A 13,053-nucleotide genomic window follows, 5' to 3' on the forward strand; every position below is an offset into this window, starting at 1 on the left:
ACTCGCAAAGCTAATCCCGACGCCGATGCCGAAACCAGCATAAAGGGAGCTACACCTTGGCGCGCCAGCCGCAATCCAGAGCTGCCGCACGATCTCGACGCGACTTTATCAACGGTATCCCTCAATTGCGGACTTCAGATCCATTCGACACGAAATCGCTAGTGTGTCTCCTGCTCCCCGACATGCGCGAGCAAATGCCCAATGAAACGAGTGAGTTTTGGGAGCGGTCTTCGATCCTGTCGATGCACGATATGGACCGCGCGCGGTTCGGGCAGATAAGTTTGCAGGACTGAAATCAGTGCCCCGCTCGCCAGGTCCTGAGCCACCAGAACCTCGGGCTGCAGTAACAACCCCGCCCCGGCCAGCGCAGCCATACGCAATCCGTTGCCGTCATTGCATGTGAAAGACGGTTCGATTGGTGGTTGCACCTCATCCCAGCCTTTCAGTTTCCAGGCATTACGGCTGTTCCATACCGTGTGAGAAAGGCAGTGATGCGCGCTAAGATCGTGCGGAGTCTGTGGATGGCCATGCCGGGCTAGATAGTCCGGCGACGCACAGATCACCATGCGATACATCGTCAACGGTTTTGCTACTAGGTCGACATCACCCAGCTCGCCGATGCGGATGGCCATATCAAATCCCTCGTCAATAAGATCGACGACGCGATTGCTTAATTCCAGTTCAATATGCACAAGCGGATAGGTCCGCTGGAACGTCGCCACCAGAGGAGCGATGACGCATGAACCAAAGGTGATCGGAGCGCTGATACGCAACGTGCCCGATGGTGATGCACGCAGTCGTTCGATCGACATCTCGGCCACGCGTACATATTCGAGGGCGCGCTTGGAGTCTTCGTAATACACGCGACCGGCATCCGTTAGTCCTTGGCGTCGTGTGGTGCGCTCAAGCAAGCGCGCGCCAAGGCTGTCTTCAAGCTGGCGCACATATTTTCCAACCATGACAGCCGACATTTCAAGCCGTTGCGCAGCCTCGGTGAAATTGCCTCCTTCCACAACGGCAACGAAGGTTTCCATGGCGCGTAATCGATCCATATTGCTAACCACCAGTTCGCGAACAACGAAGCTATGGCACATTTATTATCTCAATGGTTCGGTAAATGATAGCGGCGCTTCAGGCTGAATTTGAAAGGAATATTCTATGAAGATCGTTGTAATCGGCGCCAGTGGCGATGTAGGTCGCTTCGTGGTGGAAGAACTTGCGCGCGATGGTAAGCACGACATCATTCGTGTCGGTCGCACCCAGGGTGATTACCAGGTCGACATCGCGAGTGATGAAAGCGTGGATGCGCTGTTCAAGAAGATTGGACGGATTGATGCCATCATCGTTGCTGCAGGCAATGTCATCCTGGCGCCGATCGCAGAAATGACGACGGCCAACTTCCACAAAGGCTTGCAAGACAAGCTGCTAAGTCAGGTGCGCGTTGCACTGGTTGGTCAGCATTACCTGAATGACCGAGGGTCGATCACGCTGACCTCCGGCATCGCTGTTGATGAGCCGATTGCGCAAGGCTCTAACGCCGCAACCTCCAACGCCGGGATCGAGGGGTTCGTCCGTGCCGCCGCCTGCGATTTCTCGCGAGGCATCCGTATCAATGCAGTAAGCCCGACAATGCTAACGGAATCGATGGACCGCTTTGGTCCGTTCTTTCCCGGTAATGAAAGCGTCTCGGGAGCTCGTGTCGCAATGGCCTATAGACGCAGCGTTGAAGGCGTGCTGACCGGGCGCGTATACCGGGTCGGCCACTGAGTTGAAGGCCAATGGCGCTCCAACTGCCGCGATAAGTGCTTGAGCCTGGGTGTCGCGGGTGTCGGAACTCCGCGCCACTCCAATCTTTCGTGAGCGCTTCACGGGCCTGAACGCTCTGAAGAAGGATCCTGCTGAAGTCAGATCTGCGGTAGTCCATGACCGCTTCGGGCGAGAGGCGGACATTGATGGCATTTGCCACATAATTCCGGGAAAGTCAGGCTTGAGCGGTCGGTTCCATGGGACGTGCCGGGCAGGTCGGGTTTGTCGGCGAAGCCACAGAGAGATAGGTCGTTCCAGAAGTTGGTCTTTTGGTTCAGGGCGATCCGACGACCGCCCATTCGAACCCGTCGCCAGTCAGCTATTTGGCCACGTGCCACACTCCTCCAACGCCATCGCCGTTGGCTTCACCGGCTTTCTTATCCTCGACATAGGTGTAAAGCGGCTTACCCTCATAGGCCCACATCTCTTTGCCATCCGCAGCTTTGACTAGAGACCATTCGCCTTCCGCTTTGGCCTTGGCTCCAGCGTGGAACGCCGGCCACTTCTTCAGGCAATCGCTGTCGCAGTTGGATTTGCCTTTTGCATCTTTGTCGAATGTGTAAAGCACCATGCCTTTTTCAGTGGCCAGGACCTTGCCCATTTTCGTCTCGACCATCTTGGCCGGCTCGGCCGCAAAAGCAGACCCGGTCAAAGCCGATAGCGCACCTATCGCGATCAATATCGTTCTCATGATTTTTCTCCCATTCGGCAGTGCCGGCGGAATGCCAGCAGTACCCGATCTAACTGACAAAAACGCCCAACTATGAAAGCGGTTCCGCCCATGGGGGACGACACGCCAGGCCAGGGGTCCATTTTGTTCCCGAAGAATGCACCCGGCCAAAAACATGGCCCGGTACTATGCATGGAGATCGGGCAGACAATGTTCGGAGAGGCATGTCACATCCGGCGGTGGGGAAGGATTGGTAAGCGCGGGCGGGAAAAACAGCATGTTTTCGAACGGGAACAGGAAGCGGTTCTGGTGTTCCTCGAATTGTTGAAACAAATGCGTGCTCGCGGATATTTGCCAAGAATAGGGGTTCAGCACTCGCAAAGCTGACCTTATGGCATTCCTGCGGTTAAATTCTTCAACTATCTGCGCAACGGGATTGTAATGCTGTGCCGGGGATCTTCGATCCCTTTCAACGCGAAAACAACGTCTGCGATCTGACGAATAACCGATCGACAATCTTCAACCCGCGTGATTGGGCAAGTCTTGTAGACGTGCCACGTTCCCCGCAGCGAGAAAATCCTCCTTATGTAAGGATTCCGAGGCAATGCCTGCCAGTTCGCGGATGAAGAGGTCGAGAACGGTCGAGGGCTTTTCTGCGGAACGCGTGGCGATGACGAATGTGGAGTGAATTCGAGTTTCGTCCGGAATAAGCGACCGGAAACAACCTTTCTGAACCCAGTCGCGTGCATAATGGTCCGGCAAGTAACCGAGATAGTGTCCGGACATCACGAACATTGCCTGTGCCTCCATATTGGAGGCGACAGCGCGAGCTCGTGCCTGCGGAAAGAATTGCAATTCACGCATGTTGGCGTATGGCCGTACAACGAAATCGAAGGCCTCGATGCGTTCTATCGTCAATTCGGCTTCCACTTGCTCAAAGAGCGGGTGCCCCTGGGCGCAGTAGAGCGAATGGATTTCCTCCCGAAGTCGGGAGAGCTTCAGACCCTGATAGGGTTGCGTTTCCGGTAGAAGCGCGATGTCTAGTCCGCCATTGGCGATTTCGGAAAGCAGTGCATCCGGAGAGTCGATTGCCAGTTCAATTCGCGCTTCAGGTGCCTTCTCGCTAATACGAGCGATAACTCGATGGATCGGCAGATCGCAGTCAGTGATGGTGTTGTCGATCAAGCCGAGCCTCAGTGTGCCGGTAATCCGGTTCTTGAGCGCACCAATGTCGCTCTCGAAGGCATTGAGCGCCAGAAAGAGTCCTTTCGATCGTTCAAGCACGATAGCGCCACGATCCGTCAGCTCGAAACCCGAGCGGCCGCGCCGGCACAGCTTGAAACCCAAACGATCCTCCAGAGCCTTGATGTGAAAGCTGACGGCGGATTGGCTAAGGCCGAGCGCGATCTGTGCGCCGAGAAAGCTCTTATGCTCGACGACTGCCCGAAACGCCGTCAAGGAGCGAAGGTCGGATTGAGCCAACAGCATCCGTCTTTCCTTACATTAATAATTCTGATGTAGACTTTATATCTTTCCTATTTTTCTGCGCTATTGTCCATGCTTTTCTCTTCTGCGGAGATCACTTAGCGATCCGAAAAAACAGGGGAAGGAAACTATGAAAGCGATTCGGAATTCGAAGATCGTTCTGGTGGGCGCGGTGCTTGCTGTCGCCCTTGCTGCGCCTGGCGCGCGCTCCGCCGATCTGCTGGAAAAGATCAAGACTGCAAGGGTTTTCACCGTTGCCACCGAGGCACGCTTTGCGCCGTTCGAATTTGTCGAGGACGGGAAGATCGTTGGCTATTCCGCCGACATCATGGAAGAAGTCATGAAGGCAATGCCCGGCGTCGAACTGAAGCGGCTCGATCTGCCTTGGCAAGGTATCCTGCCGGGTCTTGCGGCTAGCCGCTTCGATTATGTCGTCACTTCGGTCACGGTTACGCCGGAACGTATGAAGGCCTACCATCTTTCCGCACCGATCGCAGATGCCACGATGGCTGTCCTGAAGCGCAAGGGTGATGCCGAGATTACCAAGCCAGAAGCCATTGCCGGCAAGCCAGTCGGCTCGCAGGCAGGCTCGGCCCAGCTTGCAGCGCTTGAAAAATTCGCCGGCGAACTGAAGGCGGGCGGCAAGAGTGAGATAGCGGTTTCGACATACACCGACTTCTCAGAAGCCTATGCAGACCTCGGAGCCGGTCGTATCAGCGCCGTCGTCAACTCGTTGCCTAACCTCCTCGAAGCAGCGCGTCAGCGTCCGGACGTCTTCGAAGTCGTGCTGCCAACTTTCGGTCAAAAGACCTATTTTTCCTGGGCTGGCCGCAACGATGCCGACAGCGCCTCACTCAACGCCCTGATCGATGCGGAGCTCGTCAAGCTCAACAAATCCGGCAAGCTTGTCGAACTGCAGAAGAAGTGGTTTGGCGCTCCAATGGAACTGCCGGAATCCCTTCCCGCCGCAGAGTAAGCCGGGCGAAGAGAACCGGTAATGAACAGGGAACTTGCAGGCGTTTGGCCACCGCTTCTGGACGGCCTTGTCACCACCGTCACGGTCAGTTTTTCGGCACTTCTTCTCGGTGCGCCATTGGCCATTCTCCTTGCCGCGGCTTCCCGCGGCGGCAAGGTCGTGAGCCGCGCGGCAGGGCTTTATATCTCCTTCTGGCGAGGGACCCCCATCCTCGTGCAACTATTGATCGTCTTCTATTTTTTGCCCTTTCTCGGACTGGTGATGGAACCCGCCGTCGCGGCAACACTGGCACTGGCATTGAACACCGCTGCCTTCCAGTCGGAAATCTACCGCGCCGGACTTCAAGCGATCCCGCAGGGGGAGATCGAGGCGGCTGAAATGCTTGGTCTGTCCGCCAGCCAGACGTTTTTCAGGATCGAAGCACCGCAGGCGGTGCGTCTGATGCTGCCGGCGCTGGTCGGGGAGATGCAGGCCCTCGTCAAGAACTCTTCGCTCGTCTCCGTGATCGCCGTTACCGACATTGCCCGCCGGGCGCAGCAAGTGGCCGCGTCTACGTTCCGTCCGCTGGAAGCCTATGCCTCAGCGCTGTTGCTTTACGTGACGATCGGAGCGGTGCTGGCATGTATCGGTCTTTTGCTCGAACGCCACTTGGCGCGGAGGGCAAAACGATAATGCCCGGTTTCGTCAACGATATTCCACTCTATGCCGCCGGCCTCGCCACGACGGTTGCGGTTTCCCTGCTCGGCATTGGCATTTCCATTCTCGTCGGCATCGTTCTGGCACTGGCGCTGCGTAGCCGCTTCCAGTTCATCGCGCTGCCGGTTCGATTCTACGTCGAATTTGCCCGCGGCGCACCGCTCGCGCTGGTGCTTTTCCTTCTCTATTACGGCGGTCCGCAATTTGGTTTGTTGCTCAGCCCCTATGTCGCTGGCATCGTCGGTCTCGGTCTTTATGGCGCGGGCCCTTTTGCGGAAATCTTTCGTGCCGGCTTCAACGCGATCCCGACGGGCGAGCGTGAGGCGGCCGAAATGCTCGGCCTCACGCCGGGCCAAACCTTTCTCAACATCGAACTACCCCAGGCACTGCGCCTCACGCTTCCTGCCTCCGTGGGGCAGACGATCAATCTGGTGAAAGAGTCGGCGGTCCTATCTGTCATCACGCTTGGCGAACTGACGAAGGTTGCCGGCATGATCAGTTCCATCACCTTTGCCGTCGTCACTCCCTATCTTACCATCGCCCTCCTTTACTGGGCGCTCGTCGAAATTATTTCGCGGTTCGGCTTTTATGCGGAGCGGCACTTTGCGGTGAAAGGCTCCTGACATGACGGCAAGAACAGCTGCGATCTCGGTGCGCGGACTTCAGAAGCGGTTCGGTGCGAAGACGGTGTTGTCCGGCATCGACCTCGACATTCATACCGGCGACGTCACCTGCATCATCGGCCCCTCCGGTTCGGGCAAGAGCACGCTGTTGCGCTCGATCGCCTTTCTCGACCCTTACGACAGCGGCGACGTGCAAGTTTTTGGAAAGATGATCGGCTGGCGGGAAACGCCACTCGGGCGGGAACGGGCCGGTGCGAAAGAACTGGCGGAAACACGCCGACCGCTCGGCATGGTGTTCCAGCATTTCCACCTCTGGCCGCATATGAGCGTACTCGACAATGTCACATTGGCGCTTCGGCTGGCGCATGGCGCTGCTCGAAAGCAAGCGGAGGAAACCGGGCGTGCAATGCTGGAAAAGGTAGGGCTTGCCACCTTCGCGGACCGCCGTCCCGACAGTCTGTCCGGGGGGCAGAAGCAACGCGTGGCGATTGCCCGGGCGCTTGCCTGCAAGCCAAAGGCAATGCTGTTCGACGAACCGACGTCCGCGCTTGATCCCGAACTGGTAGGCGAGGTGCTTTCGGTCATGAAGACGCTCGCGGCGGAGGGCATGACCATGGTCATCGTCACGCACGAGATGGGTTTCGCTGCCCATGCGGCCAACCGCGTCGTCTTCATGGATGGCGGTCGCATTGTCGAGGAAGGCTCGCCGCGAGCGCTTTTCGCCGAGCCGAAGAGCATGCGTCTTGCGCAATTTCTACAAACCTGGCGCGAACGCGCGCTTTGACACCTTGAAAGGAACGATCATGGCTGCTCACGGTTACGACAATGGCCGGCTCAACCTGCCCTTCGTCGGCATTTCTACCTTTGCCAAGAGCCCTTATGTCGAGAACTGGGATCAGATCGCAGCGGATGTCGCTATCCTCGGCGCGCCCTTCGACTTCGGCACGCAGTGGCGTTCCGGCGCGCGCTTCGGACCAAGAAGCATCCGCGAGGCGTCTACGCTGTTTGCGTTCGGCCACGCGGGAGCTTACGATCATGAAGACGACGTAACCTATCTCGAAGGGGTCAGGATCGTCGATATCGGCGATGCCGATATCATTCACACCGACACGATTTCGAGCCACGCCAATATCGAAATCGGTGTCCGCAAGATTCTTGCGGCGGGCGCGCTCCCGGTCGTGCTTGGCGGCGATCATTCCATCAATATACCCTGCATCAATGCCTTCAGTGACCAGGCGCCGATTCATCTCGTGCAGTTCGACGCGCATCTCGATTTCGTCGACGAGCGTCACGGCGTGCGCTACGGCCACGGCAGTCCCATGCGCCGCGCGTCGGAAAAGCCTTGGGTCACCGGCATGACGCAGCTCGGCATCCGCAATGTGTCATCCACCGCCAAGGAAGGTTACGACCATGCCCGCGCTCAAGGATCGGACATTCTATCGGTGCGTCAGATCCGTAATCTCGGCGTCGAAGGCGTTCTGAACCGAATTCCTGCAGGTGAACGCTATTACCTCTCCATCGACATCGACGGTTTCGATCCATCGATCGCGCCAGGTACAGGCACTCCAAGTCATGGAGGCTTCATCTACTATGAGGTGTTGGAACTGATTGCCGGTCTTGCGAAGCGTGGCACCATCGTCGGCGTTGATCTGGTCGAAGTCGCGCCCGACTACGACCATACCGGCACAACCGCTATTCTCGCCGCCCAACTTCTGCTCAACACCATCGGCCGCATCTTTGCGGTTAGCGGCAGAGCGGTCGTCAAGATCTCGCGGTGATTAGTGCTTCCGCGAAAATCCTGATTTTTCTGGGCAGATTTTGCAAGGCCTAAATTGCTCACCAATTCCCGTCGCAAATGTCAGACGCAAAAAGTCCGGCGATTGGAGGAGGCTTTTGCGACAACCCTGTAGCCATGTAACTTTTGGGTTGCGGGGGAAGTGCCCTAGCCCCCGCGCCGGCGCTTTCCCATCCCTCCCCGAGCTCGCTGGCGAAGCTGGCTCATTGGGTCAGGCGGCATATTCCGACGACGAGTTGCGGACGTCGCAATTGCCGGATGTCGTCCCCGGGGCGTCGGCGGGCCAGCATCAAACCGCATTCATGGTGAAATCACATCACCTCGCGAAGATACTGGAGATGTCCGGCCCCGTGCTGCGCACCGAAGGCGAAGTCCTGAAATGGGCGCGCAGAGAGAGAGCATGCGGTCGAGGTTTTCGACTACATCGAAGCCTATATACGCGACCAGCTCGACAAGGCCGGCGATCAGGACGATTTGTCCTCGAAATCCTGAATTTCACGGGTGGGAAGGGAGTGCCAGGGATGGGGCTTCGGGGCATCCCTCGTCCTGGCACGCGCCGCTTGGATAGCGGTGAAGGACAGGCAAACGGCAAACATCGGTGGCCAAGGCTCATCATCTTGCAAACAAAAGGGACCGCGCGCGGGGGCGTTGCGCCGCCTCTTGTGGCGGCGCATGTGCTTGCCCACTCACGCCTTCAACGCCGCCATCCTTTCGCCGAGGAGCCAAAGGGCTTTGTTGAGTTTGATATCCAGATCGATGCCGTTCACGGCGCGGGACTTCACACGGCGCGGCCTGCCGAGATCGTCGCGGCCCACGCCATGCAACCCGCCTTTGATGGCGTTTTCCTGAACCACGTTCCACACGGTCCAGAGATCATTGGCGCGGTCGTCGTGCCGGCGGGGAATAAGTAACTGTTGCGCCCGATCGGCGTGGTCGTCTCGCCTTCGTTGTCTCCGAAGCGCAGGACATGGGCGGCGTCTGCAAGAATATCGGCTTCCTCATGGTCCAGCCGCAAAGTCGACCAATCCTGCGGAGCGGCGAGGGTGCGTTCTCTGGCGGATGCCTGCACCGAAAGAACCCGGCCGCCGGATAGCCTGACGCGATATCGCACGGTTCGGCACCATAGCTCGGAAAGTTCCTTAGAAACATTGTCCGGGAGAAGAACGGCAAGCCGTCCTGAACACCGCAATGAAGGCGCTGAGCCGAGCGAGAAGGCGATATCGCCGACGCTTCGGCCGGCGGCGAGCCACTCCACTGCTTTGAGGAGTTTCGCCTGCTAGGCGCGGAAACTCATGCCGAAGCGCGTTTCCTCGGCCACATCGAATGGGGTACGGAGGGGGAAGACCGGCTCCGTACCGCCGATGGTCAGAATTTTGTCGCGAAGTTCACCCAGACGGCATCGCCCTGGGATCTGTTTTCGGCAATGACGTCGTGCTGCCACGAAGCACTCAATTGCATGCCGGGATTGAAGCTGTAGGTAAGGGACGGGCCGATTGCGAGGCCCTCGCCTCTGTGTCCGTCCGAAGCGACAGCCGGGCCTTCATCGTCTGTCAACTGCTTCAGGTAGTAGCCGGTTGCCCCGATCTTCACCTTGCCCAGATTCCGGCCCACTGCGTAGTCGATGACGAGTTCGGTGCCGCTTGTGTAGTGGGTATCGGTATTTTCCGTGTTGAAGATGAGGCGCGACGACAGCGAGACATCGAGGCCCTGCGGATCGAAATATTTGTAGGCGATCGTCGGCTGCACCGACCAGTGATTGAGGCCGGTGTTCGCAAAACTGTCGGCTTCGTAGCTGCCGGTCGGCACCGGGTGCATACTGGGTGTTGCCGTTTTCGGCGGCCTGCGCCTGCGCTGCCGCAAGACATGCGATCGCCGCTGCCGCGATAGATATATGTTTTGTCATGCTTCTCCTCCTCCGCAATCGATGAAGGCATCAAGACCCGGCGACGGAATCTCGCGCTTCGTGGCTTCGGAGGGCAGCGCATACGCAAGGCCACAGCGATGCCTGCGTCCCATCGGCACAACCCCACCTGGCGATTAGACTCGCGATTTTTCGGATACGTCTAAAAGAGTTCCGCCCGCCCCGTCGAAGCAACTGCCTCCCTGCATAAGGTTGCTAGGGAACGGGGCGCTCTTCGAGTGACCATCGAACCTTCAGCCATATGATCGCGACCAACCCCGATGGCGGTGCTTGCCGATGATTTGTTGTATCAAAGGAAAATCCCGTTGATTGTGACCCGGCATTGCCGGATAGGGGATGCGGACGAAAACTTGGACCACCAGGAGGTAGTTCATGTCTTCCTACGCAGACAGGATCCGAGCGGTTGAGTTGTATATAAAGCTTGGCAAGCGGGTTAAGGCGACTATTCGTCAGCTGGGTTATCCCACCAAAAATGCTTTATGGAAAGCGAGGGAGAGAATCCTGATGGCGGGACAAGATACAAGCCACCTCTTGGAGAGGTTTACGATAGTGGGTGATCTCGAGGCAGCCTGCTTTGTACCCTGGATCCGCCGCCACGCAGCCAAGCTTGGGCTCTCGCCCACCATCGCATACACGAGTTCGAGGCGGATCGAAATCGAGGTCGCCGGGCCGGAGGAGCTGATCGATATGATGGAGATGGGCTGCTCTCTTGGACCCATCGAGGTATGGGTCGAGAGGATAGTTCGCACGGCGATCAGCGGTGAAAGGACCTAGTACCGGACTCCGGTGCATTTCGGCCGTGCATATTATTTACTCAATATTGCCAATGCGAAAAAATTATGCAAGCCTGATAAGGTTGAGCGGAATTGCCTCGCTGCGGAGGTGAGGCGTGCTCGGCAAGCATATGATTTTGTTTAGGAACTTTGCCATGCCATCCGATCAGGCCGGCTTTTGGGCGCCAGTCGCCTTTTCTCGGGATTTGCCGGCCGGTACCGTCATGCCGGCACGGACGGCAGCCGGACCAATTGCCCTGTGGCGCAGCGTTTCGGGGCGAATATCGGCATCGGCGGATCGCTGTCCGCATCGTGGCATGCGCTTGTCTCATGGCTTCGTCCGCGGCGAGACGCTTTCCTGCATCTATCACGGCTGGAGCTACGGACAGGCCGGAAATTGCCTCCGCATTCCGGCCCATCCGGGGCTGACGCCACCAGAAACCATCCGCGTCGCCACCTTTGACGTCGAGGAAACGGACAGCGTGATCTGGGTGGCCGTGGGCGCGCCTGTTGCGAAGCCGCCGACGCTTGAGGGCCTCATTCCCCTGCGCTCCCTGACAGTGTTTGCCGGCGTCGCGGCGATCAAGGCGGCAGCCGGTGCGGAGGCAAACCCTGAAGGTTTGCTTGAATTCGACGCATTCAACGGGACCATCTGTTTGTTATTATCCTCGTGGGAAGACGGACAGACGCTGATCCATGTGCTGCTGAAAGGGAACGCCGGTCCCGCGGCGGGCATTAGCGCTTCGCGAGCTGCTGAGAGTCTGCGCCGCCGAGCTGAGGATCTTCAGAAAAAGGAGATCGCGCAATGACCGTGCAGGCGATGATCGACGAATGGTATCCGGTCGGGATTTTCAGCCAGCTCGACGGCGCAGGCCGCACGACGGCGCTGATGGGGGAGCCGATCGACGTAGCGTGCGATGCCGATGGCAATGCGAGGGTCACGACCGGCGACGGCCGTGTACTGCCGGTGCGCATCCGTTACGGTCACGTCTGGTCCTCCCTCGGCGAGCCGAAGAAGGAACTTTTCCCGATTCCCGAGGCCGATCAGCCCGGCCGCCGCTTCGTCGCTGTCGGCGTGGTCCGGGTGCGCTGCTCGCCGCTGCGTGCGGTCGAGAATTTTCTCGACATCGCCCATTTCCCCTTCGTCCACACCGATATTCTTGGCGCTGAACCGCACACCGAGGTTCAGAATTACAAGGTTGAGATTCGCGAGGAAGAAGACGAGGTCTGGGCAACGCAGGTAAAATTCTACCAGCCGCAGGCCGCCAAGTCGGCAAGCGGCGGAATCACCACCGAATATATGTATCGCGTGCCGGCACCGACCTGCTCCGTACTTTACAAGACCTGTCCGCCGCGCCCGAACGAATGGGATGTCATCACGCTCTTCGTGCAGCCGCTGGCCGAGGACCTCTGCGACGTCTGGCCATGGATGGCGCTCTTCGACGACGAAACCTCCATGACCGACCTCATCCATTTCCAGCAAACGATCTTTCTGCAGGACCGATCCATCCTCGAAAACCAGATCCCGCGGCTCCTGCCGCTCGACCCCGGCATGGAAATCCCCACGCGCGCCGACCTGACATCGATCGCCTACCGGCGCTGGCTGAAGCGTCACAATTATACCTACGGTGCACAGCTGGTGGCGCAATGAAACTCTACGACTACATTCTCTCGCCGAGCTGCTACAAGGTTCGCCTAATGGCGGCGCTGATCGGTGTGAAGCTTGACCTGCGCCCGGTGGATTTCCATCCCGGCGGTGAGCATCGCAGCCCCGAGCTGCTTGCGCTCAACCCGGCAGGTTCCATTCCGATCCTTGAGGATGGCGACCTGATCCTGACCGAATCCTCGGCGATCCTCGTCTATCTCGCCGCCAAGGTAGCACCCGAATGGCTCGGCAGCGGCAAGGCAAAGGAAGCGGCACGAGTGCAGCAATGGCTGTCATTCTCCGGCCGGCTGACGGCAAGCCTCGGGACAGCGAGGCTCCATGAAATGCTGCTGCGGCCGGGCAATATCGGCGCGCTGCAGGCCCTGGGCACCGCCGCCCTTCGCGAGCTTGAAGCCGGGCTGGTCGAGCAGGGCCTTCGCGGCATGCGCTTCCTCGCCTCCGACCGGCCGACAATTGCTGACATCGCCTGCTTTCCCTATGCGGCGCTGGCCCCTGACGGCGGCGTCACGCTGGACGCTTATCCTGCGATCCGGCTCTGGTCCCGCGCGTTGCGCGCCCTCGACAAGTTTATCGAGATGCCAGGCATTCACCGGCTGCACGAATTGAAGCCGGAACCCCAGATCGAAGCGGGCGAGGCGTGAC

The 13,053-nt window shown here is 58.6% G+C and carries 15 protein-coding genes and 2 pseudogenes; 11 read left to right on the forward strand and 6 right to left on the reverse strand.

Annotated elements, in window-relative coordinates:
* Nucleotides 1-158 precede the first annotated feature (158 nt).
* The gene (locus tag EFB14_RS29515) at nucleotides 159-1,094 is read right to left on the reverse strand and encodes a LysR family transcriptional regulator (RefSeq protein WP_205909815.1); all 936 of its coding nucleotides are present in this window, start codon (nucleotides 1,092-1,094) and stop codon (nucleotides 159-161) included.
* A gap of 64 nt (nucleotides 1,095-1,158) precedes the next feature.
* On the opposite strand from EFB14_RS29515, the gene EFB14_RS29520 reads away from it, so the two are divergent.
* Nucleotides 1,159-1,767, forward strand: a complete 609-nt coding sequence (locus EFB14_RS29520; protein ID WP_125850650.1) for a short chain dehydrogenase — start codon at nucleotides 1,159-1,161, stop codon at nucleotides 1,765-1,767.
* A gap of 358 nt (nucleotides 1,768-2,125) precedes the next feature.
* On the opposite strand, the gene EFB14_RS29525 is transcribed toward EFB14_RS29520, so the two are convergent.
* Nucleotides 2,126-2,497: a COG4315 family predicted lipoprotein gene (locus EFB14_RS29525; protein WP_126828238.1), complete on the reverse strand. Its 372-nt coding sequence runs from the start codon at nucleotides 2,495-2,497 to the stop codon at nucleotides 2,126-2,128.
* A 136-nt stretch (nucleotides 2,498-2,633) separates the two neighbouring features.
* On the opposite strand from EFB14_RS29525, the pseudogene EFB14_RS29530 reads away from it, so the two are divergent.
* Nucleotides 2,634-2,863: pseudogene (locus tag EFB14_RS29530) on the forward strand (WGR domain-containing protein).
* A 132-nt stretch (nucleotides 2,864-2,995) separates the two neighbouring features.
* Here EFB14_RS29530 and EFB14_RS29535 read toward each other — a convergent pair.
* On the reverse strand, nucleotides 2,996-3,964 hold the full coding sequence (locus EFB14_RS29535; RefSeq protein ID WP_245438334.1) for a LysR family transcriptional regulator: 969 nt from the start codon (nucleotides 3,962-3,964) through the stop codon (nucleotides 2,996-2,998).
* Nucleotides 3,965-4,091: 127 nt separating this feature from the next.
* Here EFB14_RS29535 and EFB14_RS29540 point away from each other — a divergent pair, with 127 nt between their 5' ends.
* The 5 genes from EFB14_RS29540 to speB are packed head-to-tail and all read left to right on the forward strand — an operon-like array spanning nucleotide 4,092 to nucleotide 8,034.
* Nucleotides 4,092-4,937: a transporter substrate-binding domain-containing protein gene (locus tag EFB14_RS29540; RefSeq protein WP_125847537.1), complete on the forward strand. Its 846-nt coding sequence runs from the start codon at nucleotides 4,092-4,094 to the stop codon at nucleotides 4,935-4,937.
* 21 nt (nucleotides 4,938-4,958) lie between these two features.
* Entirely contained in the window at nucleotides 4,959-5,609 is a 651-nt protein-coding gene (locus EFB14_RS29545; protein WP_125847539.1) for an amino acid ABC transporter permease, read from the forward strand.
* A complete protein-coding gene (locus EFB14_RS29550; RefSeq protein WP_210276305.1) occupies nucleotides 5,609-6,256 on the forward strand; it encodes an amino acid ABC transporter permease in 648 nt (215 codons plus the stop codon). Before EFB14_RS29545 ends, EFB14_RS29550 begins: the two co-directional genes overlap by 1 nt.
* A gap of 1 nt (nucleotide 6,257) precedes the next feature.
* Entirely contained in the window at nucleotides 6,258-7,040 is a 783-nt protein-coding gene (locus EFB14_RS29555) for an amino acid ABC transporter ATP-binding protein (RefSeq protein ID WP_125847541.1), read from the forward strand.
* 19 nt (nucleotides 7,041-7,059) lie between these two features.
* Complete coding sequence (gene speB, locus EFB14_RS29560; RefSeq protein ID WP_126830157.1) at nucleotides 7,060-8,034, forward strand: agmatinase; 975 nt, start codon at nucleotides 7,060-7,062, stop codon at nucleotides 8,032-8,034.
* Nucleotides 8,035-8,737: 703 nt separating this feature from the next.
* Here the strand turns inward: speB and EFB14_RS33620 are convergent.
* The 3 genes and pseudogenes from EFB14_RS33620 to EFB14_RS29575 all read right to left on the reverse strand — a co-directional run bounded on the left by EFB14_RS33620 (nucleotide 8,738) and on the right by EFB14_RS29575 (nucleotide 9,866).
* Nucleotides 8,738-8,905 carry a hypothetical protein gene (locus EFB14_RS33620; protein WP_376772395.1) on the reverse strand — a complete coding sequence of 56 codons (168 nt, stop codon included), beginning with the start codon at nucleotides 8,903-8,905 and terminating at the stop codon, nucleotides 8,738-8,740.
* Nucleotides 8,906-9,190: 285 nt separating this feature from the next.
* Nucleotides 9,191-9,327, reverse strand: a pseudogene (locus tag EFB14_RS33835) (AraC family transcriptional regulator); the annotation flags it as partial.
* Between the two features lie 89 nt (nucleotides 9,328-9,416).
* On the reverse strand, nucleotides 9,417-9,866 hold the full coding sequence (locus tag EFB14_RS29575; RefSeq protein WP_126830159.1) for a SphA family protein: 450 nt from the start codon (nucleotides 9,864-9,866) through the stop codon (nucleotides 9,417-9,419).
* A 610-nt stretch (nucleotides 9,867-10,476) separates the two neighbouring features.
* Here EFB14_RS29575 and EFB14_RS29580 point away from each other — a divergent pair.
* From EFB14_RS29580 to EFB14_RS29595, 4 genes are all read left to right on the forward strand, one after another.
* A complete protein-coding gene (locus EFB14_RS29580; protein WP_125847767.1) occupies nucleotides 10,477-10,746 on the forward strand; it encodes an acylphosphatase in 270 nt (89 codons plus the stop codon).
* Nucleotides 10,747-10,900: 154 nt separating this feature from the next.
* Nucleotides 10,901-11,554, forward strand: a complete 654-nt coding sequence (locus EFB14_RS29585) for a Rieske (2Fe-2S) protein (protein ID WP_126830161.1) — start codon at nucleotides 10,901-10,903, stop codon at nucleotides 11,552-11,554.
* Entirely contained in the window at nucleotides 11,551-12,396 is an 846-nt protein-coding gene (locus EFB14_RS29590; protein ID WP_126830163.1) for an aromatic ring-hydroxylating oxygenase subunit alpha, read from the forward strand. The genes EFB14_RS29585 and EFB14_RS29590 overlap by 4 nt, the downstream gene beginning before the upstream one ends.
* Nucleotides 12,393-13,052 (forward strand): glutathione S-transferase family protein, encoded by a 660-nt coding sequence (locus tag EFB14_RS29595; protein WP_126830165.1) that lies wholly within the window; start codon nucleotides 12,393-12,395, stop codon nucleotides 13,050-13,052. Before EFB14_RS29590 ends, EFB14_RS29595 begins: the two co-directional genes overlap by 4 nt.
* Nucleotide 13,053: the final 1 nt, after the last annotated feature.

It is taken from the genome of Rhizobium fabae, from assembly GCF_003985135.1.
Taxonomy (GTDB): Bacteria; Pseudomonadota; Alphaproteobacteria; order Rhizobiales; family Rhizobiaceae; genus Rhizobium; species Rhizobium pisi.

Excerpts from the sequence above, each read along its gene's own strand:
- EFB14_RS29515 (WP_205909815.1), bottom strand. The coding sequence starts at position 1,094 with ATGTGCCATAGCTTCGTTGTTCGCGAACTGGTGGTTAGCAATATGGAT.
- EFB14_RS29545 (WP_125847539.1), top strand. The coding sequence starts at position 4,959 with ATGAACAGGGAACTTGCAGGCGTTTGGCCACCGCTTCTGGACGGCCTT.
- EFB14_RS29575 (WP_126830159.1), bottom strand. The coding sequence starts at position 9,866 with ATGCACCCGGTGCCGACCGGCAGCTACGAAGCCGACAGTTTTGCGAAC.
- EFB14_RS29555 (WP_125847541.1), top strand. The coding sequence starts at position 6,258 with ATGACGGCAAGAACAGCTGCGATCTCGGTGCGCGGACTTCAGAAGCGG.
- EFB14_RS29590 (WP_126830163.1), top strand. The coding sequence starts at position 11,551 with ATGACCGTGCAGGCGATGATCGACGAATGGTATCCGGTCGGGATTTTC.
- EFB14_RS29520 (WP_125850650.1), top strand. The coding sequence starts at position 1,159 with ATGAAGATCGTTGTAATCGGCGCCAGTGGCGATGTAGGTCGCTTCGTG.
- EFB14_RS29540 (WP_125847537.1), top strand. The coding sequence starts at position 4,092 with ATGAAAGCGATTCGGAATTCGAAGATCGTTCTGGTGGGCGCGGTGCTT.
- EFB14_RS29550 (WP_210276305.1), top strand. The coding sequence starts at position 5,609 with ATGCCCGGTTTCGTCAACGATATTCCACTCTATGCCGCCGGCCTCGCC.
- EFB14_RS29585 (WP_126830161.1), top strand. The coding sequence starts at position 10,901 with ATGCCATCCGATCAGGCCGGCTTTTGGGCGCCAGTCGCCTTTTCTCGG.
- EFB14_RS29525 (WP_126828238.1), bottom strand. The coding sequence starts at position 2,497 with ATGAGAACGATATTGATCGCGATAGGTGCGCTATCGGCTTTGACCGGG.
- EFB14_RS29580 (WP_125847767.1), top strand. The coding sequence starts at position 10,477 with ATGGCGGGACAAGATACAAGCCACCTCTTGGAGAGGTTTACGATAGTG.
- EFB14_RS29535 (WP_245438334.1), bottom strand. The coding sequence starts at position 3,964 with ATGCTGTTGGCTCAATCCGACCTTCGCTCCTTGACGGCGTTTCGGGCA.
- speB (WP_126830157.1), top strand. The coding sequence starts at position 7,060 with ATGGCTGCTCACGGTTACGACAATGGCCGGCTCAACCTGCCCTTCGTC.
- EFB14_RS29595 (WP_126830165.1), top strand. The coding sequence starts at position 12,393 with ATGAAACTCTACGACTACATTCTCTCGCCGAGCTGCTACAAGGTTCGC.